This is a genomic window from Streptomyces abyssalis (genome assembly GCF_001751365.1).
GTDB lineage: Bacteria > Actinomycetota > Actinomycetes > Streptomycetales > Streptomycetaceae > Streptomyces > Streptomyces abyssalis.
Window position 1 is genome coordinate 386,902 of sequence record NZ_LJGT01000041.1, and the last position, 21,145, is coordinate 408,046.

At 71.2% G+C, this 21,145-nt stretch carries 22 protein-coding genes; 8 read left to right on the forward strand and 14 right to left on the reverse strand.

Features of this window, described 5'->3' with window-relative positions:
* The first annotated feature begins 41 nt into the window (after positions 1–41).
* Positions 42–1,322 carry a thymidine phosphorylase gene (locus AN215_RS22560; protein ID WP_070011562.1) on the forward strand — a complete coding sequence of 427 codons (1,281 nt, stop codon included), beginning with the start codon at positions 42–44 and terminating at the stop codon, positions 1,320–1,322.
* Positions 1,323–1,353: 31 nt separating this feature from the next.
* Here AN215_RS22560 and AN215_RS22565 read toward each other — a convergent pair whose 3' ends face one another.
* Positions 1,354–2,655: an MFS transporter gene (locus AN215_RS22565; RefSeq protein ID WP_070011465.1), complete on the reverse strand. Its 1,302-nt coding sequence runs from the start codon at positions 2,653–2,655 to the stop codon at positions 1,354–1,356.
* 90 nt (positions 2,656–2,745) lie between these two features.
* Between AN215_RS22565 and AN215_RS22570 the strand changes: the two genes are divergently transcribed.
* Positions 2,746–3,687, forward strand: a complete 942-nt coding sequence (locus AN215_RS22570; protein ID WP_070011464.1) for a LysR family transcriptional regulator — start codon at positions 2,746–2,748, stop codon at positions 3,685–3,687.
* A 28-nt stretch (positions 3,688–3,715) separates the two neighbouring features.
* Positions 3,716–4,597: a class I SAM-dependent methyltransferase gene (locus AN215_RS22575; RefSeq protein WP_070011463.1), complete on the forward strand. Its 882-nt coding sequence runs from the start codon at positions 3,716–3,718 to the stop codon at positions 4,595–4,597.
* Positions 4,598–5,295: 698 nt separating this feature from the next.
* Here AN215_RS22575 and AN215_RS22580 read toward each other — a convergent pair.
* Positions 5,296–6,084 carry an alpha/beta hydrolase gene (locus AN215_RS22580; RefSeq protein ID WP_070011462.1) on the reverse strand — a complete coding sequence of 263 codons (789 nt, stop codon included), beginning with the start codon at positions 6,082–6,084 and terminating at the stop codon, positions 5,296–5,298.
* A gap of 150 nt (positions 6,085–6,234) precedes the next feature.
* On the opposite strand from AN215_RS22580, the gene AN215_RS22585 reads away from it, so the two are divergent.
* Positions 6,235–7,356: an adenosine deaminase gene (locus AN215_RS22585; protein WP_070011461.1), complete on the forward strand. Its 1,122-nt coding sequence runs from the start codon at positions 6,235–6,237 to the stop codon at positions 7,354–7,356.
* A 105-nt stretch (positions 7,357–7,461) separates the two neighbouring features.
* On the opposite strand, the gene AN215_RS22590 is transcribed toward AN215_RS22585, so the two are convergent.
* From AN215_RS22590 to afsQ1, 5 genes are all read right to left on the reverse strand, one after another.
* The gene (locus AN215_RS22590; RefSeq protein WP_070031235.1) at positions 7,462–7,659 is read right to left on the reverse strand and encodes a PspC domain-containing protein; all 198 of its coding nucleotides are present in this window, start codon (positions 7,657–7,659) and stop codon (positions 7,462–7,464) included.
* A 79-nt stretch (positions 7,660–7,738) separates the two neighbouring features.
* Positions 7,739–8,332, reverse strand: coding sequence for a VanZ family protein (locus tag AN215_RS22595; RefSeq protein ID WP_070031236.1), 594 nt, complete (start codon positions 8,330–8,332; stop codon positions 7,739–7,741).
* 44 nt (positions 8,333–8,376) lie between these two features.
* Positions 8,377–9,129: a hypothetical protein gene (locus AN215_RS22600; RefSeq protein ID WP_245694651.1), complete on the reverse strand. Its 753-nt coding sequence runs from the start codon at positions 9,127–9,129 to the stop codon at positions 8,377–8,379.
* Positions 9,130–9,161: 32 nt separating this feature from the next.
* Positions 9,162–10,745: a sensor histidine kinase gene (locus AN215_RS22605; RefSeq protein WP_070011459.1), complete on the reverse strand. Its 1,584-nt coding sequence runs from the start codon at positions 10,743–10,745 to the stop codon at positions 9,162–9,164.
* Positions 10,746–10,822: 77 nt separating this feature from the next.
* Complete coding sequence (afsQ1, locus tag AN215_RS22610; protein WP_079123491.1) at positions 10,823–11,500, reverse strand: two-component system response regulator AfsQ1; 678 nt, start codon at positions 11,498–11,500, stop codon at positions 10,823–10,825.
* 238 nt (positions 11,501–11,738) lie between these two features.
* Between afsQ1 and AN215_RS22615 the strand changes: the two genes are divergently transcribed.
* Positions 11,739–12,506, forward strand: coding sequence for a SigE family RNA polymerase sigma factor (locus AN215_RS22615; protein WP_070011244.1), 768 nt, complete (start codon positions 11,739–11,741; stop codon positions 12,504–12,506).
* Between the two features lie 304 nt (positions 12,507–12,810).
* On the opposite strand, the gene AN215_RS22620 is transcribed toward AN215_RS22615, so the two are convergent.
* Positions 12,811–13,473 (reverse strand): uridine kinase family protein, encoded by a 663-nt coding sequence (locus tag AN215_RS22620; RefSeq protein WP_070011243.1) that lies wholly within the window; start codon positions 13,471–13,473, stop codon positions 12,811–12,813.
* 106 nt (positions 13,474–13,579) lie between these two features.
* Complete coding sequence (locus AN215_RS22625; RefSeq protein WP_070011242.1) at positions 13,580–14,248, reverse strand: GOLPH3/VPS74 family protein; 669 nt, start codon at positions 14,246–14,248, stop codon at positions 13,580–13,582.
* Positions 14,249–14,471: 223 nt separating this feature from the next.
* Here AN215_RS22625 and AN215_RS22630 point away from each other — a divergent pair, with 223 nt between their 5' ends.
* The gene (locus AN215_RS22630; RefSeq protein WP_070011241.1) at positions 14,472–15,260 is read left to right on the forward strand and encodes a MerR family transcriptional regulator; all 789 of its coding nucleotides are present in this window, start codon (positions 14,472–14,474) and stop codon (positions 15,258–15,260) included.
* 16 nt (positions 15,261–15,276) lie between these two features.
* Here the strand turns inward: AN215_RS22630 and AN215_RS22635 are convergent, their stop codons facing one another.
* From AN215_RS22635 to deoC, 5 genes are all read right to left on the reverse strand, one after another.
* On the reverse strand, positions 15,277–15,528 hold the full coding sequence (locus tag AN215_RS22635; protein ID WP_070011240.1) for a type II toxin-antitoxin system RelE family toxin: 252 nt from the start codon (positions 15,526–15,528) through the stop codon (positions 15,277–15,279).
* The gene (locus AN215_RS22640) at positions 15,525–15,782 is read right to left on the reverse strand and encodes a type II toxin-antitoxin system Phd/YefM family antitoxin (protein ID WP_245694652.1); all 258 of its coding nucleotides are present in this window, start codon (positions 15,780–15,782) and stop codon (positions 15,525–15,527) included. Before AN215_RS22640 ends, AN215_RS22635 begins: the two co-directional genes overlap by 4 nt.
* A gap of 109 nt (positions 15,783–15,891) precedes the next feature.
* Positions 15,892–16,761, reverse strand: coding sequence for an aldehyde dehydrogenase family protein (locus AN215_RS22645; RefSeq protein ID WP_070011457.1), 870 nt, complete (start codon positions 16,759–16,761; stop codon positions 15,892–15,894).
* 142 nt (positions 16,762–16,903) lie between these two features.
* Positions 16,904–18,346 carry an aldehyde dehydrogenase family protein gene (locus AN215_RS22650; RefSeq protein WP_070011239.1) on the reverse strand — a complete coding sequence of 481 codons (1,443 nt, stop codon included), beginning with the start codon at positions 18,344–18,346 and terminating at the stop codon, positions 16,904–16,906.
* Between the two features lie 5 nt (positions 18,347–18,351).
* Positions 18,352–19,359, reverse strand: a complete 1,008-nt coding sequence (gene deoC, locus AN215_RS22655) for a deoxyribose-phosphate aldolase (protein ID WP_070011238.1) — start codon at positions 19,357–19,359, stop codon at positions 18,352–18,354.
* Positions 19,360–19,544: 185 nt separating this feature from the next.
* Between deoC and AN215_RS22660 the strand changes: the two genes are divergently transcribed.
* Complete coding sequence (locus tag AN215_RS22660) at positions 19,545–20,390, forward strand: PH domain-containing protein (protein WP_079123327.1); 846 nt, start codon at positions 19,545–19,547, stop codon at positions 20,388–20,390.
* Positions 20,391–20,717: 327 nt separating this feature from the next.
* Entirely contained in the window at positions 20,718–21,125 is a 408-nt protein-coding gene (locus tag AN215_RS22665; protein ID WP_070011237.1) for a hypothetical protein, read from the forward strand.
* The last annotated feature ends 20 nt before the right edge of the window (positions 21,126–21,145 follow it).

A 21,145-nucleotide genomic window follows, 5' to 3' on the forward strand; every position in this document is an offset into this window, starting at 1 on the left:
CCGTCGGCCCGTTGTGTGAAGGAGACTTCCGCTCAATGTCCATGGACGTCATCTCCGTCATCCGTACGAAGCGCGACCGCGGCACACTCACCCCCGGACAGATCGACTGGGTGATCGACGCCTACACGTGCGGCGAGGTCGCCGACGAGCAGATGTCGGCGCTGGCGATGGCGATCCTGCTCAACGGGATGTCGCGGCAGGAGATCGCCCACTGGACCGGCGCGATGATCCGCTCCGGCGAGCGGATGGACTTCTCAGCCCTGGACCGCCGCACCGCCGACAAGCACTCGACGGGCGGCGTCGGCGACAAGATCACACTCCCGCTGGCTCCGCTGGTCGCCGCCTGCGGCGCGGCGGTGCCGCAACTCTCGGGCCGCGGCCTGGGCCACACCGGCGGCACCCTGGACAAGCTGGAGTCGATCCCGGGCTGGCGCGCGTCGCTGAGCAACGAGGAGATGCTCGGAGTCCTGCGCGAGGTGGGCGCGGTCGTCTGTGCGGCGGGCGACGGCCTGGCCCCCGCCGACAAGAAGCTCTACGCGCTGCGCGACGTCACCGGCACCGTCGAGTCGATCCCGCTCATCGCCAGTTCCATCATGAGCAAGAAGATCGCCGAGGGGACCGGTTCGCTGGTCCTCGATGTGAAGACCGGCTCCGGCGCCTTCATGAAGTCGGTGGACGACGCTCGTGAACTGGCTTCCACCATGGTCGAGTTGGGCAACGACCACGGCGTGCGGACGCGGGCACTGCTGACCGACATGAACACCCCGCTGGGGGCCACGGTCGGCCACGCTCTCGAAGTGCGCGAGTCCGTCGAGGTGCTGGCGGGCGGCGGCCCCGCCGACGTCGTGGAACTCACCCTCGCGCTCGCCCGCGAGATGCTCGACGCCGCCGGCCTCCCCGGCGCGGACCCGGCGAAGGCGCTCGCCGACGGCAGCGCGATGGACCACTGGCGCCGCATGATCACCGCCCAGGGCGGCGACCCGGACGCGCTTCTGCCGGAGGCCCGCGAGAAGCAGCCCGTCATGGTGCCGTCCTCCGGAATCCTCACCCGTCTCGACGCGTACGCCGTCGGCGTCGCCGCCTGGCGGCTCGGCGCGGGCCGTGCCCGCAAGGAGGACTCCGTACAGGCGGGCGCGGGCATCGAACTCCACGCCAAGCCGGGCGACCCGGTCACGGCTGGACGACCGCTGATGACCCTGCACTCGGACGACCCGGAGAGGTTCGCGGACGCGCTGGACGCGCTGGCGGGCGCGTACGAGATCGCACCGGAGGGCACGGAGTTCGCGGTCACGCCGATCGTGCTGGAGCGGCTGCCGGCATGACCGGCCACGGGCCCTGCGGTGTCCGGCTCCGTCAGGTCCGCGCCTCGCGGAGGCGCCGCCGGTGCACCGCGGCCGCGCTGCGCGTTCCGTAGTACGTCACACCCGCCGCGAGGGCCATCGCGCCCAGCGTCAGCGCGACCGTGGCCTCCCAGCCGCCCGCCGCGAACGCCGCCGCCCCCACGGCGCCACCGAGCGAACTGCCCGTGTAGTACGCCATCTGGTAGAGCGCCGAGGCCTGCGCACGCCCCTCCTTCGCCGTGTGACTGACGGACCCGGAGGCGACCGCGTGCCCCGCGAAGAAGCCCGCGGTGATCAGCACCAGACCGGCGACGACCGCCACCAGGCTGTCGGCCAGGCTCAGCAGCAGACCCGCCGACGCGGTGACGATGCCGGTGTAGATCAAGCCGCGCCGCCCCAGGCGTGCGTTGAGCCTGCCCGCCGTGGCCGAAGTCGCCGCTCCCACCAGGTAGATGACGAAGACGGAGCCCACGAGCCCCTGCGACAGCCCGAAGGGCTCGGCCACCAGCCGGTAGCCGATCACCGTGTAGACGCCGCCGAAGACGACCATGAACAGCAGCCCGATCGCGTACAGCCGCACCAGCAGCGGATTGTGCAGATGCGCCGAGACCGTACGGGCCAGACCCCGCGCGTTCAGCGGGCTCGGCCGGAAGTGGCGGGCCCGCGGCGCGAGCAGCCGGAACGCCACCACGCACAGCAGCGAGGCCACGGCCACCGCCGCCAGGCCAGCGCGCCAGCCCCACGCCTCGGTGACCCAGCCGGAGAGGATGCGGCCGCTCATGCCGCCGACGCTGTTCCCCGCGACGAACAGCCCCGTGGCGCCGACCAGATACTTCCCGCGCACCTCGTCCGCGAGATAGGCCATCGCCGAGGCGGGTACGCCCGCGATCGCCGCGCCCTGCAGCGTACGCAGCGCGATCAGCGTGCCCATGTCCGGCGCCAGCGGCACCGCGAGCGCGAGCGCGACGGCGACCGACATCGACACCGTCAGCATGCGGCGCCGCCCGAAGCGCTCGGAGAGGGCCGCCAGCGGCAGCACGGCCAGGGCCAGACCGACCGTCGCCCCGGAGACCGTCCAGCTCGCAAGGCCGGGATCGGCGTGCAGATCGCGGGAGATCTCCGGAAGCAGCGCCTGCGTGGAGTACAGCAGCGCGAAGGTCGCCAGGCCCGCGGCGAACAGCGCGAGACGCATCCTGCCGTGGCCGGGGTCGCCGGGGCTCAGCTTGGTGGATTCGGGGACGGAACCGGAGTCGGAGGCACTTGCTTCGGCGGCGGCGTCCGGGTCCGCGGACGCCTCGGTATCGGCGGAGGGCATGCTTCGACGCTACGATTCCCTCACTGATGCGTCCAATGCACAGAACGACGAAAACCGTTCCTCTCACGCATCACTCCAGCTGAGGAAGGTATGTCACCGGCACGCAACGAGAAAGACATCTCAGCCACACCGGACTGGGGCGCGTCTCTCACCCCACGCCTCGCCCAGTTCGCCGCCGTCGCCCGGCACGAGCACGTCACGCGCGCCGCGAACGAACTCGGCGTCCCTCAGTCGACGTTGAGCCGCGCCGTCACCCGCCTGGAGGAGGACCTCGGCGTCGCCCTCTTCGCCCGCCACGGCCGCACCGTCTCCCTCACCCCCGCCGGGCGCACCTTCCTGGCCTCCGCCGAGCGAGCCCTCGCAGCGGTCGAGCAGGCCGCCGAGTCCGTACGGGCCGACGCCGACCCCGGTAAGGGCAAGGTCGCCTTCGGCTTCCTGCACACCCTCGGGTGGGAGACCGTCCCCGTCCTCCTGCGGGCCTTCCGCGCCGACCACCCCCGCGTCCGCTTCGCCCTCGTGCAGAACTACGGCGAGGCGATGCTGGAGAGGCTGCGCGCCGGCGAACTCGACCTGTGCCTCACCTCACCCGTGCCCGACGCACCCGACCTCGTGGCCCGGCGCCTCGACGAACAGCGGCTGCGTCTCGTCGTACCCGACGACCACCCGCTCGCCGGCCGCCGCCGCGTACGCCTGGCAGAGGCCGCCGACGAGCACTTCGTCACGCTGGAACGCGGCTACGGCATGCGGCGCATTCTCGAATCCCTGTGCGCGGAGGCCGGGTTCGCACCGCGGGTCGCCTTCGAGGGCGAGGAGGCGGAGACCATCCGCGGGCTCGTCGCCGCCGGGCTCGGCGTCGCGCTGCTGCCCCCGCCGACCGTGCCGCGTCCCGGCGTGCGCGAACTGACCGTCACCGCGCCGCGGGCGGTGCGCGAGATCGGCGTCGCCTGGCTGGCGGGGCGGCCCGACACGCCGCCGGTGGCCGCGTTCAAGAGCTTTATGCTCAGCCGTCGCGGCAGGCTGCTCCCGGGATGACGATTCCCGTACGTACGAGGAGGACAACGTGAGCACACACACCGGCCACGACCACGACGACATCGACTGGGACGCCATGGCCGACCACCTCGAACGGGAAGCCGAACTGCGCGTCCCCTTCGTCGAGGAGGCCCTCGCCTGGCTGCGCGGTCTGCTCCTGGAGGGCGGCTGCGGCCCCGACACGGCCGGCCGGCTGCTCGACGTCGGCAGCGGCCCGGGTGTCTTCACGGCGTTGCTGGCGACGGCCTTCCCGCAGGCCGAAGTCGTCGCCGTCGACGGAGAACCCAACCTCCTGCAACGCGCCCGCGACCGCGCGGCACGCGAGGGCGCCGCCTCGAACATGACCACCTTTGAGGCCCGACTCCCCGACGACATCGGGGCGTTGGGCAACGCGGACCTCATCTGGACCAGCAACGTCATCCACCACATCGGCGACCAGCAGGCGGCGCTGGACGCGCTCGGGGCACTCGTGCGGCCCGGCGGCCTGCTCGCCGTCGTCGAACGGGGCCTCTCGCCCCGCTGCCTGCCCCGCGACATCGGAATCGGCCGGCCCGGACTCTTCGCCCGCCTGGAGGCGGCGAACGAGGAGCGCTACACCGCGATGAGGGAGGCCCTGCCGGGCCACACATCCGTGGTCGAGGACTGGCCGGCGATGCTGGCCCGCGCGGGCCTGGTACCCGCCGGCACCCGCACGTTCCTCACCGACCTTCCCGCGCCGCTGGGCCCGGAGGCCCGGGCACACCTGCGCGACCGGCTGGAGCGGAACCGGGAGACGCTGGGGGAGTGGCTCGACCCCGACGACGCCCGCGTCCTGGACACCCTCCTCGACGCCGACGCCCCTACGGGCATCCTCAACCGCCCGGACGCGTTCTACTTGACGGCGACGACAGTCCATGCGGGGCGCCGCTGACGCGGCGGGTTTGCCGATGTGTGCGCCTGGGGGTGCGGGTGTGCGCCTGGGGTGCGTTTCTGGTTCCGGGTGCGTGCCGCTCCGGGAGCCAGTCCGGACGGGCATGATTTCCCTCCCTGAACCGGTACGGACCGTTGTGCTGCCTCCCATATACCGGTCCGCAAATCACGCTTGAGTGTCCGGACGTGCCTCCCTGCGCGTCCCGCCCCCTCCCGTCCGCCGGCGGCTTCCCCGCCGGTGGGCCTGGTCAGTTGCCTCGTCCTCCCGTCGGACCTGCTGCCGCTCTCGGACCACTCAAGGGCCCAACGGGCCCTTGAACACCGATGGTTGGAGCCGCAAGACACGTACACGTGCCGAAAGGTCCGCACGGCAGCGATCCGCCGCCTGTCCGGGAACCACGAGGGAGAGCCGCTGAACCGGCGGGAGGGGGTGGGACGCGGAGGCGGTGGCTCCGGGAAACTCAAGCGCGATTTGCGGACCGGTATATGAAGGGCAGCACGACAGCTCGTACCGGTACAGGGAGGTAAATCGTGCCTTCCCGGAGGCGCCGCCGCAGCGGCACGCACCCGGAACCAGAAACGCACCGGAGGCGCACACGCCGCAAGCCGCGCGCCAGCGCAACGGGCACGCACCCGGCACCCACCACGCATCCCCAGGCGCACACCCGTCGCCGGAACCCGCCGCGTCAGCGGCAACCGTCAGCGGCGCAAGCTCGTCCCGAACCCCATCGCCAGCGGCATGCGCAGCCCCAGCGGCGGCGGAGCCGCCATCGCGTCGACCAGCGGGCGCGCGAAGTCGCGCCCGCACACCGTGCCGAGGACGAAGTTCTCCGCCAGCGCAGCGACCTCCGCGTTGTGCTGATGGAGCCGGTGCCCGTCCGTGTGGACCTCGAAGCGGCACACGTCCGCGTTCGCCTTCTTCGCGCGCTCCGCGAGGCGGTACGAGAGTTCGGGGTCGGTGTGCTCGTCGTCGGTGCCATGTACCAACAGCACTTGGCGGCCGACGAGTTGCCGTACCGGTTCCTCCTCGGCGGCGGGACGGTCCGCCGGAGGGTCCGGGAGCCAGAGCGAGAGCGCCAGCACCGACGTGACCATCGGGTGCCCCGCCGCGCGCAGTGCGGCCCGCGCGCCGACGTCGACGCCGACGAGGCACACCGGCACGTCCCCGTACCGCCGTACGACCTCCTCCACGGCCCACTCCGCGTCGCACGCGGGATGCGCCGCCTCCCCGTTCCAGCCGCGGTAGCGGTAGTGCACGACGTGCGCCACCAGCGACGTCTCCGGCTCGCCCTGCAGCGCGCCCCGTACCAGCCGCCGCGCGAGCGGCCGCACCGCCGCCGCCGCGACGGCCGAGCGCCGCCGTGCGCTGTGTTCCATGCCGCCGCCCGGCAGCAGCAGCACCACCGCGTGCGGTGCCGCCCCGGAGGCGTCCGCGCCCATCGCCCGCCCCAGCCGGGCCTCCCGCTCGGGCAACGCTTGCTGAGCCATAGGGAAGACGATGGCAGAAGCGGGGGTGCACGTACGGTGTCGCGGGATCACCATTGCGTATCGAAGCGGACGGGCTCGCCCAACTACCGGTCCCGAAACGGAAGTTAAGGTGCAGATGCCATCTACGCGCGTAGGAGCTAGAGTACACGGATGACGAGCCAGACCCTCAACACCGTTCCCACCCCGCAGCAGATCCGCCGTGCTCCGAAGGCGCTGCTGCACGATCACCTCGACGGCGGTCTGCGGTCGGCGACCATCGTCGAACTGGCTGCCGAGACGGGGTACGAAGCACTGCCCGAGACCGACGCGGAGCAGCTGGAGCGCTGGTTCCGCCAGGCCGCGGACTCCGGTTCCCTGGAGCGCTATCTGGAGACCTTCTCCCACACCGTCGGAGTGATGCAGACCCGTGAGGCGCTGACCCGCGTCGCCGCCGAGTGTGCCGAGGATCTCGCCGCGGACGGCGTGGTCTACGCGGAGGTCCGCTTCGCCCCCGAGCAGCACCTGGAGAAGGGTCTCACGCTCGAAGAGGTCGTCGAGGCGGTCACCGAGGGCTTCCGCGAGGGCGAGCGCCGTGCGCGCGCTGCAGGCGACCGCATCCGCGTCGGTGCCCTGCTCACCGCGATGCGGCACGCGGCCCGTGCCCTGGAGATCGCCGAACTCGCCAATCGCTACCGCGAGCTGGGTGTCGTCGGTTTCGACATCGCGGGTGCCGAGGCGGGCTACCCTCCCACCCGTCACCTCGACGCCTTCGAGTACCTCAAGCGCGAGAACAACCACTTCACCATCCACGCCGGTGAGGCGTTCGGACTGCCCTCGATCTGGCAGGCCTTGCAGTGGTGCGGTGCCGACCGTCTCGGGCACGGGGTGCGCATCATCGACGACATCCAGGACGACGGCACGGGTTCGGTGAAGCTGGGCCGTCTCGCCTCGTACGTACGGGACAAGCGCATCCCGCTGGAGCTCTGCCCGTCGTCCAACCTGCAGACGGGCGCGGCGCCTTCCTACGAGGAGCACCCCATCGGCCTGCTGCGGCGGCTGCACTTCCGCGCCACGGTGAACACGGACAACAGGCTCATGAGCGGTACGAGCATGAGCCAGGAGTTCGAGCACCTGGTGCGGACGTTCCACTACACGCTCGACGACATGCAGTGGTTCACGGTCAACGCGATGAAGTCCTCCTTCATCCCGTTCGACGAACGGCTCGCGATGATCAACGACGTGATCAAGCCGGGCTATGCCGAGCTGAAGAGCGAGTGGCTCTTCCGCGAATGAACCGCCGGCCGCCCACGGCGGCCTCGGCACAGCATGCGGCGGGCCGCGCATCGCTTCCGATGCGCGGCCCGCCGTCGTGGCCGGTGCCCGTGCCAGGCGCTGGTGCTACCAGGCCGTGCGCTCGTTCCCGTTGGGCAGCAGGATCCACAGCGCCAGGTAGAGGAGGAACTGCGGGCCGGGCAGCAGGCAGGACACCACGAAGATCAAGCGCATGGTGCCTGGCTTCATGCCGAAGCGGCGTGCCAGTCCGGCACAGACACCGCCGATCATCCGGCTTTCGCGCGGGCGGGCAAGTGCGGGCATGACGCGACTCCTTCGCTTCGTGTCGTTCATCGACGTCCGGTTTCCACGGTAGGCGGCTGCCACACCCGCAGACATCGGTCTACGGTGCGATCCCGACCCTGGCCGCTCTCGGGGGCGCACTCCCGCCGGCCTCGTCCCCCAGGGGGAGCGCGTCGTGCGGCCCCGTACCCAGGGGGGACCCGCCCCACGGGGGTACGTGCGCGGCTCTGCGCCGCAGCAGCGCCCGTACGGGAGGGAAGACCAGCAGCGAGCCGAGGGCGACTCCCGCGGTGTTCAGCAGCACGGCGTCGACGTTCACCGAGTGCCCCGGCACCGCCGACTGCAACAGCACTATCGCGGACGAGATCAGCACGCCCGCGGAGACCGTACGCGCGCAGGTCGTCGCCAGCGGTCGCTCCGCACGCCACGTCGCCAGCGGCAGCAGCACACCCAGCGGAGCCAGCAGCGCCAGCCCGCGGGCCAGCCCGGTCAGAGAGGCGGGCGACCCCTCATCGAGGTCGGCGCGGATCGTCGCGAAGGGCTGCAGATTCGGGGGCGCGACCCACGGCACCGAGAGAGGACGCAGCGCCAGCCATCCGACGACGGCCAGATACGCGATCAGCAGGACGAGCCCTGCGACGCGGATTCGAGGAGCTGAAGCGGCGGTTCCGCCGCCACGGCCATGACGCTGCACACCAGCAAGGACGCCGCGTTCCCGCAAGCGGTTCCGGGGCTTCGTCACTGCTGCGTACCGGCCGTGGCGGCCGCTTCCGGGCGGGTGCGCAGCGCGGTGTCGCACCTGAAGAGGCGCAGCGGGTCGTCCTCTCCGGCGGAGGCCGGGCCGCCCAGTATCACGGAACGGTCGGTCCCGGCGGCGGCCGTGCCCGCGTACGTGCAGACGATCTGAGCGAGCGCGAAGGACGGCAGGTCCTTCAGCGGCCTGTTAAGCCGCAGCGCCGCGGGCGGGTCGCCCTCGCGCGCCCCGTCGACCTTCAGATCGCGCGGAACGGCCGTCTTGAACCCGGCGGCCTCCTCCTCGGAGTCGGGCTCGGTCTGCAGGGCGTCCAGCAGCCCGCGGGCGACGGGCAGCCGTTCCGAGTCGTCGCCGTCCGGCAGGGCCACGCGCCGGTCGACGGGGGAGACCCGCGAGCCGCAGGCGAGATACACCCGCACGGGCAGGTTGCCGCCGTCGCCACCGTCCGACGTCTCCCGGTCGCCGGGCAGTACGCAGCTCACACGCGAGGGCGCCGCTCCCGCGTCGACGGGCAGGGATGTGGAGCGGATGCCGCATCCGGAGGCGACCGCCCCCAGAAGCGCCAGGCCGGTGAAGGCGAGGCGCAGCCGGGCGTCCGCCGTGACCCGGCGCCATGCGGTGCTGCCGGTGCCGGTGCCGGTGCCGCTGGTGCCGGCGCTTCCCGACGGTCCTGTTCCCCGCGGTGCCGCAGGCGACGGCCTTGTTCCCGGAGTTCCCGGCGTTCCCGCCGCCCTCACTGTCCCCGGCGGCCTTGTCCCCGGTCCTGCCCTCAACGGTCCTCCCCCTTCCCGTCGTCGCCCCTGCCGTCCCCGTCCCGTCCGCCGCCGTGACCACCGCCGTCCGGTCCGCCGTCCTCGTCCTCCTCGCCCGCGTGGTCACCCGGCTCCCGCGGAAGCCGGAGTGTGAAGACGGCTCCGCCGCCGTGCTCCGTGTCGTTGCGCACGGAGATGGATCCGCCGTGGATGTGCGCGTTCTCCTGGGCGATGGACAGCCCGAGACCGCTCCCCTCGGACCGGGGCCTGGACGCGCTGGCCTTGAAGAAGCGGTCGAAGACGTGCGGCAGCATCTCCTCCGGGATGCCCGGACCACGGTCCGAGACCTCGATCAGCAGCTCACCGGGGCGGCCCGCGGCCGCTTCCTCCGTACGCACCGAGACGCGGACCGGAGAGCCGCCGTGCTTCAGCGCGTTGCCGATGAGATTCGCCAGGACGACGTCGAGGCGGCGGGGGTCGAGCCTCGCCATCAGGCCCCGGTCCGCGTCGAGTTCGACGGCGTCGAGCCATGCGCGTGCGTCGATGCAGGCGGTGACCTGGTCGGCCACGTCGACGTCGTCGAGGACGAGCTTCGCCGTGCCCGCGTCGAAGCGCGTGACCTCCATCAGGTTCTCCACCAGGTCGTTCAGGCGGCGGGTCTCGCTGACCACCAGCTGCACGGCGGGCGCGATCATCGGATCAAGGTTCTCCTGCTCCTCCTCCAGCACCTCGGTGACCGCGGAGATCGCCGTCATGGGCGTGCGCAGTTCGTGCGACATGTCGGCGACGAAGCGCCGCGAGGACTCCTCCCGCGCGCTCAGATCCGCGACCCGGTGCTCCAGCGACTCCGCGGTCCGGTTGAACGTCCTGGAGAGCTCGGCCAGTTCGTCCGTCCCCGAGACCTTCAGCCGGGTGTTCAGCTTGCCCTCGCCCAGCCGCCGCGCGGCGTCGCCGAGCCGCCGTACGGGACGCAGGACCGTCGTCGCCGCGGCCTGCGCGAGCAGCATGGCGCCGACCAGCGCCAGCCCTGTCGCGACCCCCAGCGACCAGCCGAGGGAGTTGAGATCGTCGCGCTCCTGCGCCAGCGACTTGCGCATGTAGCCGGAGGGCGTCGGCCCTTCGCCGATCATCTTCGCCCCGCCGACGAGGAAGGGCTCGTTGCCGCCGTCCTCGGCGGTCCGCTGCCAGTACAGGTGGTACGGATGGGAGTTGCCGCTGTCGACGGGGCGGCGCTTGGCGACGGCCGCGCGCAGCTGCGGAGGTATGTCCGCCATGGTGAAGGAGGCCGGGTCCGAGGCGACCGCGCAGCGCACGCCGGCGGCGTCCTCACCGGTGAGCAGCACCTCGTAGTTCTGCGACGAACCGCTCATCTTCTCGGCGGCGTCGCGCAGTTGGCGGCAGTCGTAGCGGCGCGGCAGGCTTCCGGCATTGTCCTCCATCGACTTGCGGAAGTCGTTGAGCGCCGCGTTCTGAGTGCGGGTGAGGACGGCGTCCCTGTTGAGCCAGTACGCGATCCCGGACGCGGAGACCGCGGCCGTGAGTGCCACGAGGGCGAAGACGACGACGAGCCGGAGCCGCAGCGTCGGCAGCATTCCGGCCATCCAGCCGCGCACCCGGTCCTCACGCTCCCGGTTCGCACGCGTGCGCCCCCGCTCCGGCGTCGGCTGCGCCGGGTCGGTCACTGCGGCGCGTCCAGCCTGTATCCGACGCCGCGGACCGTACGGATCAGCGACGGCGACGACGGCACGTCCTCGACCTTCGCGCGCAGCCGCTGGACGCACGCGTCGACGAGACGCGAGTCGCCGAGGTAGTCGTGCTCCCACACCAGCCGGAGCAGCTGCTGCCGCGAGAGCGCCTGGCCCGGCCTCCTGCTCAGCTCCAGCAGCAACCGCAGTTCCGTGGGCGTCAGTTGAAGATCCTCGCCGTTCTTCGTCACGGTCATGGCGGAGCGGTCGATGACCAGGGTGCCGAAGGTCGCCGCGTCGTTGGACTCGCGCTCGCCGCGGCGCATCACCGCACGGATGCGCGCATCCAGGACCCTGCCCTGCACCGGCTTGACGACGTAGTCGTCGGCACCGGACTCCAGACCCACCACGACGTCGATGTCGTCACTGCGCGCAGTGAGCAGGATGATCGGCAGCTGGTCCGTGCGGCGGATGCGGCGGCAGACCTCGAAACCGTCGATGCCGGGCAGCATCACGTCCAGAACGATCAGGTCCGGCCGCTGCTCGCGCAGCAGTTTGAGGCCGTCCTCGCCGGACGCGGCGGTCACCACGCGGTGACCCTGCCGGGTCAGGCCCATCTCAAGGGCCGTACGGACAGCGTCATCGTCCTCGATCAGCAACAGGAAAGGCACGCGGGCCATTCTGTCCCATGCCCCCCTCACACTTCGACCGTACGGTGCCGCTCCCTCGCCCCGCCCCGGACCGTGACGGCACCCCCGGCACCGCGGGAGACCGCAGCTCACACGGCAGGACACGGCCGCCAACGCCCTTGTGACACCGCTGTGACAGACGGGGGACCTGGCGATGAAATCGGCCGGGCAATGTGTACGTCATCAGCGAGCGACCAGGTTTGCCCGAGGGGGGCGCAAGATGAACACACTGCACAGCGACACCGTCAGCGCAGTCATTCACACGCGCCTGCACACCCCTTCGGTTCCGGGAAACCCGGCGAACAAGGTCGCCGAGATGTCCGGAACGATCGGACGTGGGTGCGTCCGTTCCTCCGGACGCGCACGGCCGCCGCACATCACTGCGGTGGAGGGCCTTCGAGGGGAGGCCCGCAGCACGGGGGACGGTGAGTACAGGGAGGAGCCGGGAGCACGGCAGGAGGCCGCGTCGGAGGCGGAGTTCACAGCCTACGTACGCGAGCGCCGCGCCTCCCTGTACGCCACCGCCTACCACCTCACGGGCGACCGCTTCGAGGCCGAGGACCTGCTGCAGAGCGCGCTGTTCTCCACGTACCGCGCGTGGGACCGCATCAGCGACAAGGCCGCGCTCGGCGGCTATCTGCGCCGCACCATGACGAACCTGCACATCAGCGCGTGGCGCCGCCGCAAGCTGAACGAATACCCGACGGAGGAGCTGCCGGAGACCGCCGGCGACCAGGACGCGATGCGCGGCACCGAACTGCGCACCGTGCTCTGGCAGGCGCTCGCCCGGCTTCCCGAACTGCAGCGCACGATGCTGGTGTTGCGCTACTACGAGGGCCGCACGGACCCGGAGATCGCGGACATACTGGACATAAGTGTCGGCACCGTGAAGAGCAGCATCTGGCGCTCTCTGCGCCGCCTGCGCGACGACGAAGTGCTCGCTTTCGGCAGGGACCAGGAGGAGTCGTTCGGCGAACTGGTCGCCTGACCGCACAGACCTGAGGTGCGAGGGCCGGGGGATGGGCCTTCGAGGGGGCCTCGGGGCCGGAGCTGGGGAGCTCCGGTGGGGGGTGCACCGGGGGACGGGGGAACAGAGGGGAAAACGGGGACCCGTCCGGGGGGACGGGACGCGAGAGAGCGGGTGCGGGCAACCGGGGGGTCTGCCCGAACCCGCTCTCTCCTCTTTCTCCTCTTTCTGCTTTCCGGGCCGTGCTGTGTACGTCCGGCGCCGTCGGTACGCCTGCCGCCGTGATACGCCCGGCCGCCCTGCCGTTACCACACCCGTGCTCACGTCACCCGCGTTCGTACCGCCCGTGTTCGCTCGCGGTGCGTGCCGCGCGTACCGCATCGCTCAGCCGCCGTATCCGCTCCCCGGCCTCGTCACGCGCGCACGGGTACGCGCCCAGCTCCCGGTGCCGCGCCACGATCGCCCCCTCTGCCCGCAGCAGCCGCCAGCCGCGGCGCAGCAGGAAGAGTGCCGACTTGCGGCCCTCGCGCAGATCCCGCAGCAGCCGCCGCCGGAACGTCGTCGACGGCCGGCCGCGCAGACAGATCGCGTCGGCGAGCAGACCCAGTTCGCGGCAGCGGGCCACCACGTCGGCGGCAAAGATGCCCTCGGCGATGAAGAGCCGCGCGCCGTCGAGCGTGAGCGTCTCCTTGCCGACGCGGGCGCTCCGCGCGATGTCGTACAGCGGCACGGTCGTACGCCCCGTCGCGCACAGGTCGCGCACCGCGGCCACCGCGGCCTCCGCGTCCCAGGAGGCGGGCGAGTCCCAGTCCACGCCGATGCCGTGCGGGAGCTGGGGCAGCGTGGGGTCGCCGGCCTCCTTGTAGAAGTCGTCGAGACGCATGACGGGGAGCCCGCAGCGTGCCGAGAGCCGGGACTTGCCGGAGCCGGAGGGCCCGGTGAGCAGAATGACGCGGGGCGAGCGCGATATGTCACGGGGATCGGTCACGAGAGACCATTGTCGGCCATCGCGCCCGCGACGGAACCGGGCGGTGCGCCAACCCGAAGCGCATCCGGCCTTCGTCCCAGCGAGCCCGGCGAGATCCGAACGAGGCCTAGCTGGTGACGGCGGCGGCGCTTCCCGCGGAGTTCGCCGCCATGACCCGCATCACGGCGGTGTTCACCGCTTCGGCGCCCCAACTGGCCTGCTCCACTTCCTTCGCACGCTTGTAGACCTTGCCCGACCACGGGATGGAGCGGTGCAGGCTCGTCAGCGTGCCGCTCGCGGAGAGCAGCCCCACCAGCGCCGCCGTACGGGTGTCGGGCTCCGCGTCGTCCATCAGGACGGCACGTACCTTCTCGACCAGGGCCTTCTTGTGCTTGAGGTCCGAGACCGTCATCGACGTCGAAGGGAATATCCCCAGCCACTTCTTGCTTTCCCGGCGGACGATGCCCCGCTTGACGAGCCGGTCGAGCACGGGCTCGCGCAGCCCGGTGCCGATCTCGGCCAGGACGCTCTGGACGCCCCGCACTCGCTTGGCGACCGTTTCGTAGGCGTTCCGGAGCAGCGGGTCCGGCAGCGGGCGGCCGGGGACGGCACGCACCTTCACACCGGTCAGCCCTCTGTCGTCCGGGTCGGCCTTGACGCGTCCGCCGAGACTGAGTTCGACGAGCACGGCGCCGCCCAGCGTGTAGTAGAGAGTGCCTTCGCCGGCGATCGTTCCCGACTTGTCGTCCATCATCAGCAGCATCAGGTCTTCGGCGATGAGCAGTTCGTTCTGCATGTCTCTTCTCCAGCCGTGGTGATCGGGTCGGATCGTCCCGCCCACGTCCTCGCCCGGAGCCTGCGGCCGGAACGGACGGCCGCGAGGCCGGGCGGAGCCCGGGTGGGCTGCCACCGGCCACGACACACTGTGCCGCTGCGGCACAGTCAAGCGGTCAGTGATGTACGAGCCGGACGGCAGCGGGACTTGCCCATGCCGCTACGGCATGGTGTGCACTGGACCCATGGCCTGGAGCACCCGAGAGATCGCCCAGCTCGCCGGCGTCAGCCTGCGAGCGGTACGGCACTACCACGAGGTCGGGCTGCTGGCCGAACCCGAGCGGCGTGCCAACGGCTACAAGCAGTACGGCGTCGCGCACCTGGTGCGGCTGCTGCGCATCAAACGCCTCACCGACCTCGGGTTCTCACTGGCGCAGATCGCTGCCATGGGCGACGTGGAGCACCACCCGGAGGACGCGCTGCGTACCCTCGACACCGAACTGGCGGCCACCATCGAACGCCTCCAGCGAGCCCGCGCCGAACTCGGCCTGATCATGCGTCAGTCGCTGCCGGCCGACCTGCCGCCCGAGTTCCCCCCGGCAGCGCGGACGGAGATATCCGATGCCGACCGGTCCCTGTTCACGGTGATGACGCGAGTCCTCGGGCCGGCCCCTCGGCAGGCCTGGGCCGACATGCTGCGGAACCAGTCCGCCGACCCGACGGACAAGGAGTTCGACGCGCTGCCGGCCGACGCCTGCGAGCAGACCCGGCAGGACCTTGCCGAGCGACTGCTGCCCTCCGTCCGTGAGCTGCTCGACAAGCACCCGGACCTGCGGGCACCGGCTGCCGGCGCGCCTCAGGGCGAGGCATTCGCCAAGAAGACGATGGGGAAGGCCCTCAGGGATCTGTACAACCCCGCGCAGCTCGACGTCCTGGTACGCGTCAACAAACTGCTGCCCGCACGCTCCGGAGGGGGCACCGGCCCTGGCGCCGCTCCCGCCCGCGCCGAAGGTTCCGGCGGAGAAGCGCCGTAGCAAGCACGGGCCGCACTCAGCCCACGCGGCCCAGATGCATGATCACGACGGTGACCGTCGAGTCGAAGATCTCGTAGATCACTCGGTACCTGCCGACATGGATGCGGCGCAGGTACTGCGATCCCAGTTCGGCACTGCCCGCCGGGCGGGGTTCGCGAGCGAGGAGATCGACAGCCTCGAAGACTTGATCCAGACCGGCCGGGTCGTCCTTGAGGAAGCGCGTGGCGGTGTTCAATGCCTGGAGGCGCCAGTTGACCTCGTAGCTCACTCCGGCCGCAGCCCCAGGCGCCTGCCGACCTCCTCATGTGGGATGAGTGTCAAAGTGCCGGCAGCCTTCTCTGCTCTGTACTCCGCGATCGCGGCTGCGTCCTCGAGGTCCATCAGGTCCTGGGGGTTGATCAGTATGGCGGCCGTGTGCCCGTGATCCGTGATCGCGATGCGGTCGTGGGAGTGGGCGGCCCGGCGGACCAAAGTGCCGAACTGGGCCCGTGCTTCGGTCATCGGGTAAGAGGCGTCACTCATAAGCAGAAGTGTACACTTCTGAGCCGAAGTGTGGCGCCGTCCGGTGCCGCCTGCCCGCTCGGCACCGGACGGCGCCCGCACGTTCCTGCCCGCCGCGTCCGCGGCGCCGTCACACCCCGATCGGGTGCCAGACCGTCTTCGTCTCCAGGAAGGCGAGCAGCCGGGACGTACCGGGGTCGGCGGACCAGTCGACGCCCTCGGCGGCGCCCTCGTCCGGGCGCAGAACCCGCTTCAGGTTCTCCGCCGCGGCCGTCTCCAGCTCCTTCGCCAGCTCGCCGTCCGCCCCCGCGCCCGCCAGGTCCAGCGCGTTGACGTCCTGATGCGCGGCGAGCGTCGCCGCGACCTCGCGCGTACGGCCTGAGAGGAGGTTGACCACACCGCCCGGCACGTCCGAGGTGGCGAGCACCTCGGCCAGCGACAGCGCGGGCAGCGGTGCCTTCTCCGACGGCACGACCACAGCCGTGTTGCCCGTGACGATCACGGGCGCGAGCACCGACGCGAGCCCCAGGAACGAGGACTCCTGCGGTGCCAGTACGGCGACGACGCCGGTCGGTTCGGGTGTGGAGAGGTTGAAGAAGGGCCCCGCGACGGGGTTGGCCCCGCCCGCGACCTGGACGATCTTGTCGGACCAGCCCGCGTACCAGACCCAGCGGTCGATCGCCGCGTCGACCTGAGCGGTCGCCGCCGGTCCCGGCAGTCCCTCCGCCGCGGCGACTTCGGCGGCGAACTGCTCGCGCCGTCCCTCCAGCATCTCCGCGACGCGGTAGAGGATCTGGCCGCGGTTGTAGGCCGTCGCGCCGGACCAGCCGCCGAAGGCCTTGCGTGCGGCGGTGACGGCGTCGCGTGCGTCCTTGCGGGACGCCTGAGGTGCGTTGGCCAGCCAGTTGCCCTCGGAGTCGGTCACTTCGTACACCCGTCCGCTCTCGCTGCGCGGAAACTTGCCGCCGACGAAGAGCTTGTAGGTCTTCAGCACATCGATCCGCCGGGCCGGTGTGCGGACCGAAGTCCGCCCCTTCGCCGGAGATTTGGCCGGGGACTTCGCCGGGGACTTGGCCGCGGTCTTGCCGGCGGGCCTGCCCGTCTTCCCCGCCGTCCCGCCGGACTTCGCGGTCTTCTTCGGTTCATCGGACATCGAGGTAGGCCTCCAGACCGTGACGTCCGCCTTCGCGGCCGAAACCCGACTCCTTGTAGCCGCCGAAGGGCGAAGTCGGATCGAACTTGTTGAACGTGTTGGCCCAGACGACGCCCGCCCGGAGCTTGTTCGCCATGGAGAGGATGCGCGAACCCTTCTCCGTCCAGATGCCCGCCGAGAGCCCGTACGGAGTGTTGTTGGCCTTCGCGACCGCCTCGTCCGGCGTACGGAAGGTCAGCACGGACAGCACCGGCCCGAAGATCTCCTCACGGGCGATCCGGTGCGCCTGGCTGACGCCCGTGAAGAGCGTCGGGGCGAACCAGTATCCGTTGCCGGGCAACTCGCAGGGCGCGGACCAGCGTTCGGCACCCTCCGCCTCACCCGAGTCGGCCAGCTCCTCGATACGGGCGAGCTGCTCCGCGGAGTTGATGGCGCCGACGTCGGTGTTCTTGTCCATCGGGTCGCCGACGCGGAGCGTGCGCAGCCGCCGCTTCAGCGCGTCCAGCAGCTCGTCCTGCACCGACTCCTGTACGAGCAGCCGCGATCCCGCGCAGCACACCTGCCCCTGGTTGAAGTAGATGCCGTTGACGATGCCCTCGACGGCCTGGTCGACCGGGGCGTCGTCGAAGACGATGTTGGCGCCCTTGCCGCCCAGTTCGAGGGTGAGCTTCTTGCGCGTACCCGCGACGGTGCGGGCGATCGCCTTCCCCACGGCAGTCGAACCGGTGAAGGCGACCTTGTCGATGTCCGGGTGCGCCACCAGCGCGGCACCCGTCGCCCCGTCCCCGGTGATGATGTTGACGACGCCCCTGGGCAGGCCCGCCTGGCGGCACACGTCCGCGAAGAAGAGCGCGGAGAGCGGCGTCGTCTCGGCGGGCTTGAGTACGACGGTGTTGCCGGTGGCGAGAGCCGGGGCGATCTTCCAGGCCAGCATCAGCAGCGGGAAGTTCCACGGGATGACCTGACCGGCGACCCCGAGCGGCCTCGGGTCCGGGCCCAGGCCGGCGTGCTCCAGCTTGTCCGCCCAGCCCGCGTAGTAGAAGAAGTGCGCCGCGACCAGCGGCAGATCGGCGTCGCGCGTCTCGCGAATCGGCTTTCCGTTGTCCAGCGTCTCCAGCACCGCAAGTTCACGGGCGCGTTCCTGCAGGATGCGGGCGATGCGGAAGATGTACTTCGCGCGCTCGGTGCCCGGCAGGCCGGACCAGCCGGGGAAGGCCGCGCGCGCCGCCCGTACCGCGGCTTCGACGTCCTCGCCGTCCGCCTGCGCGACTTCGGAGAGCACCTCCTCCGTGGCCGGCGAGACCGTCTTGAAGACCTTGCCTCCGGCCGCCTCGCGGAACTCCCCGTCGATGAACAGCCCGTACGACGGGGCGATGTCGACGATCGCGCGGGATTCGGGCGCGGGCGCGTACTCGAAAATCTGGTCTGGCATCTGCCTCAGTCCACCGTCACGTAGTCGGGACCGGAATAGCGGCCGGTCTTCAGCTTCTGGCGCTGCATCAGCAGGTCGTTGAGGAGGCTGGAGGCGCCGAAGCGGAACCAGTCCGGGCTGAGCCAGTCCGGCCCGGCCGTCTCGTTGACGACGACCAGGTAGCGGATCGCGTCCTTGGCGGTACGGATTCCGCCGGCCGGCTTCACGCCGATCTGGGTGCCGGTGGCGGCGCGGAAGTCGCGTACGGCCTCCAGCATCAGCAGCGTGTTCGGCAGCGTGGCGTTCACGGCGACCTTGCCGGTCGAGGTCTTGATGAAGTCGGCGCCCGCGAGCATCGCCAGCCAGGAGGCGCGGCGGATGTTGTCGTACGTCGACAGCTCGCCGTTCTCGAAGATCACCTTCAGATGCGCGGGCTCCCCGCCTCCGGGCCGTCTGCACGCGTCCTTGACGGCCTGGATCTCCTCGAAGACCTTGCCGTAGTCGCCCGCCAGGAACGCGCCGCGGTCGATCACCATGTCGATCTCGTCGGCACCGGCGGCCACGGCCTCCCGGGTGTCGGCCAGCTTCACGGACAAGGCGGCGCGGCCGGAGGGGAAGGCGGTCGCGACGGAGGCGACGTTGATCCCGGAGCCGCCGCCCGCGGACAGCGCCTTCTTCGCGGTGGCCGCCATGTCGGAGTAGACGCAGATCGCGGCGACTTGGGGTGTGGTGCGGTCGCTCGGATCCGGGTTGGCGCCCTTGGCGCACAGGGAGCGGACCTTGCCAGGGGTGTCGGCCCCTTCGAGGGTGGTCAGATCGATCATGGAGATCGCGAGATCGATGGCGTACGCCTTGGCCGTCGTCTTGATGGAGCGTGTGCCGAGGGTCGCGGCACGCGCTTCGAGTCCGACGGCGTCGACGCCGGGCAGCCCGTGCAGATAGCGGCGCAGCGCGGCGTCGGACGCGGTCACGTCCGCGAGCGCGGATGCGGGTGCGGAAGCGGGGGACGCTGTGGCTGTGGACGCTGAAGACATGGTCACCAGAGGAGCATATCTACACGCGTAGCGCCGCCGGTAGGGGGCAACCGCATACGCCTCCCGTGCGGGATGCACGGCAGCCGCGCCGACCGGGCCCGAGCGGGAGCACCAGGAACGGGCCGGGCAGATCGATGCCGAGCCGCAATGTCCGCCATACGGACGGTCCGGCAGAATCAAGCCCCATGAGTAGCGAGTCCCGACCCGAGCGCGAGCGCGAGACCCGGAACGGGCAGGAGGACGAGGTCCCGCCCGGGACCGGCACGGACGCCGGTGCGCGGACGGCCCCCGGAACCGGACAGGCCGACGAGACGGCGCCCGGGTCCGGGTCGGCGCCCGCGTCGGAATCCGAGCCGGAATCCGCGTCGGACGCGGAGCCTGACACCCCGGTGTACGCGGACCGCTGCTACCGCTCGCCGGGCGCCCTCGCCGGCGGGGTCCTGCTGCTGCTCCTCGCCGCCTGGCTAGGCGCGGACGTCCTGATCAACGGCGACACCCGCACGCGCCTGACGGCCGTCTTCGGCCTCGTGCTGGCCGTACCGCTCGTCGTCGCCTTCACTCTCCGCCCCGCCGTGTACGCGAGTGCGCAGCGGATGCGCGTACGGAACCCCTTCCGCACCATCACCGTCCCGTGGGGCACGGTCGAGGCCCTGCGCGCCGGCTACTCCAGCGAGGTCGTCGCGGGCGGCACCAAATACCAGCTCTGGTCGATCCCGGTCTCGCTCCGGGCCCGCAAGCGCGCCTCCCGCCGGGCCGAACGCGCGGAACGTGCGGCCTCCCGCGGCGAGACCGCCGTCGCGCCGGCCCGGCCGATGGGGCTGTTCGGACTGGGCGGCGTGCCGGACGCGGACGACGTGGGCGAGCAGCGCGCGCCCTCGGACCAGGCGATCGACGAACTGCGCCTCCTCGCCGCGGACAACGGTGAGAAGCCGGCGGCGCAGGGCGAGGTCACCGTCCGCTGGGCGTACGAGATCGCAGCCCCCGCTCTCGCCGGTGCCGTCGCCCTCACGGCCCTCCTCGCTCTGCGCTGAGGCGCGTTCGCGCGCCAGGAGAGCTGAACGTCCGCTGGGTGCCGTCTTCTTGAGCCCCGCGCGGTCGGATGAGAAGTCGGGAACACCTGCGGCACCGATCGGTTCTGTAACTCGCTCGTGAGAGTGAAATCCATATCACCGCCGCTCAACTGGCGAATCGATTCTCTGATTGGCGTGGAAGACCGGCACCGGATTCGGAACGCAAATGCATATCGTCAGCAGAATCGAGTTCTCTTGTTTCGTTGCCGTTCGGTGGGGAATCTGAGCGCACCCCTTCACCGGGCATTCGGCCAAGCCGGCCGAGCAACGAGAAAGCGAGAGACAGAAGTGAAGATCAGAAAATCTCTGGCAGTGCTGGCCGCGAGCGCTTCGCTGGCGCTCGGGTTCGGCGGAGTGATGGCGCCTTCTGCCCAAGCACACACCCCGGACTGGGGCGACGCCAGCTACACGCAGACCGACCTGCGGACCGGCACCTGGCGCACCGGCACCGCCGTCGAGTCGCCGGGCGGCTCCCTCATGGACCCGCCGGCCTCCGCCAGGTCGCTTCGCTGCTGGAACGCCGACATCTCCGGTCGTGCGTTCGCCATCTCGTGCTCGGGTTCGCGCTGGCGTGCCTTCGCCGACTGCACGGACGACAGCCGTTACATCACGCCGGCTCTGCGCGGTGCGAAGCGCGTGACCATCTACTGTCCGGCCGGCACCCGTGCGGTGCGCGGCGGTGCGTTCGGCCGCTGAGCCGGAACGCCGGGCACATC

Coding starts and splice junctions, on each gene's coding strand:
- AN215_RS22560 (WP_070011562.1), top strand. CDS start 42: ATGGACGTCATCTCCGTCATCCGTACGAAGCGCGACCGCGGCACACTC.
- AN215_RS22565 (WP_070011465.1), bottom strand. CDS start 2,655: ATGCCCTCCGCCGATACCGAGGCGTCCGCGGACCCGGACGCCGCCGCC.
- AN215_RS22570 (WP_070011464.1), top strand. CDS start 2,746: ATGTCACCGGCACGCAACGAGAAAGACATCTCAGCCACACCGGACTGG.
- AN215_RS22580 (WP_070011462.1), bottom strand. CDS start 6,084: ATGGCTCAGCAAGCGTTGCCCGAGCGGGAGGCCCGGCTGGGGCGGGCG.
- AN215_RS22585 (WP_070011461.1), top strand. CDS start 6,235: ATGACGAGCCAGACCCTCAACACCGTTCCCACCCCGCAGCAGATCCGC.
- AN215_RS22590 (WP_070031235.1), bottom strand. CDS start 7,659: ATGCCCGCACTTGCCCGCCCGCGCGAAAGCCGGATGATCGGCGGTGTC.
- AN215_RS22605 (WP_070011459.1), bottom strand. CDS start 10,745: ATGGCCGGAATGCTGCCGACGCTGCGGCTCCGGCTCGTCGTCGTCTTC.
- AN215_RS22615 (WP_070011244.1), top strand. CDS start 11,739: ATGAACACACTGCACAGCGACACCGTCAGCGCAGTCATTCACACGCGC.
- AN215_RS22625 (WP_070011242.1), bottom strand. CDS start 14,248: ATGCAGAACGAACTGCTCATCGCCGAAGACCTGATGCTGCTGATGATG.
- AN215_RS22630 (WP_070011241.1), top strand. CDS start 14,472: ATGGCCTGGAGCACCCGAGAGATCGCCCAGCTCGCCGGCGTCAGCCTG.
- AN215_RS22640 (WP_245694652.1), bottom strand. CDS start 15,782: ATGAGTGACGCCTCTTACCCGATGACCGAAGCACGGGCCCAGTTCGGC.
- AN215_RS22650 (WP_070011239.1), bottom strand. CDS start 18,346: ATGCCAGACCAGATTTTCGAGTACGCGCCCGCGCCCGAATCCCGCGCG.
- deoC (WP_070011238.1), bottom strand. CDS start 19,359: ATGTCTTCAGCGTCCACAGCCACAGCGTCCCCCGCTTCCGCACCCGCA.
- AN215_RS22660 (WP_079123327.1), top strand. CDS start 19,545: ATGAGTAGCGAGTCCCGACCCGAGCGCGAGCGCGAGACCCGGAACGGG.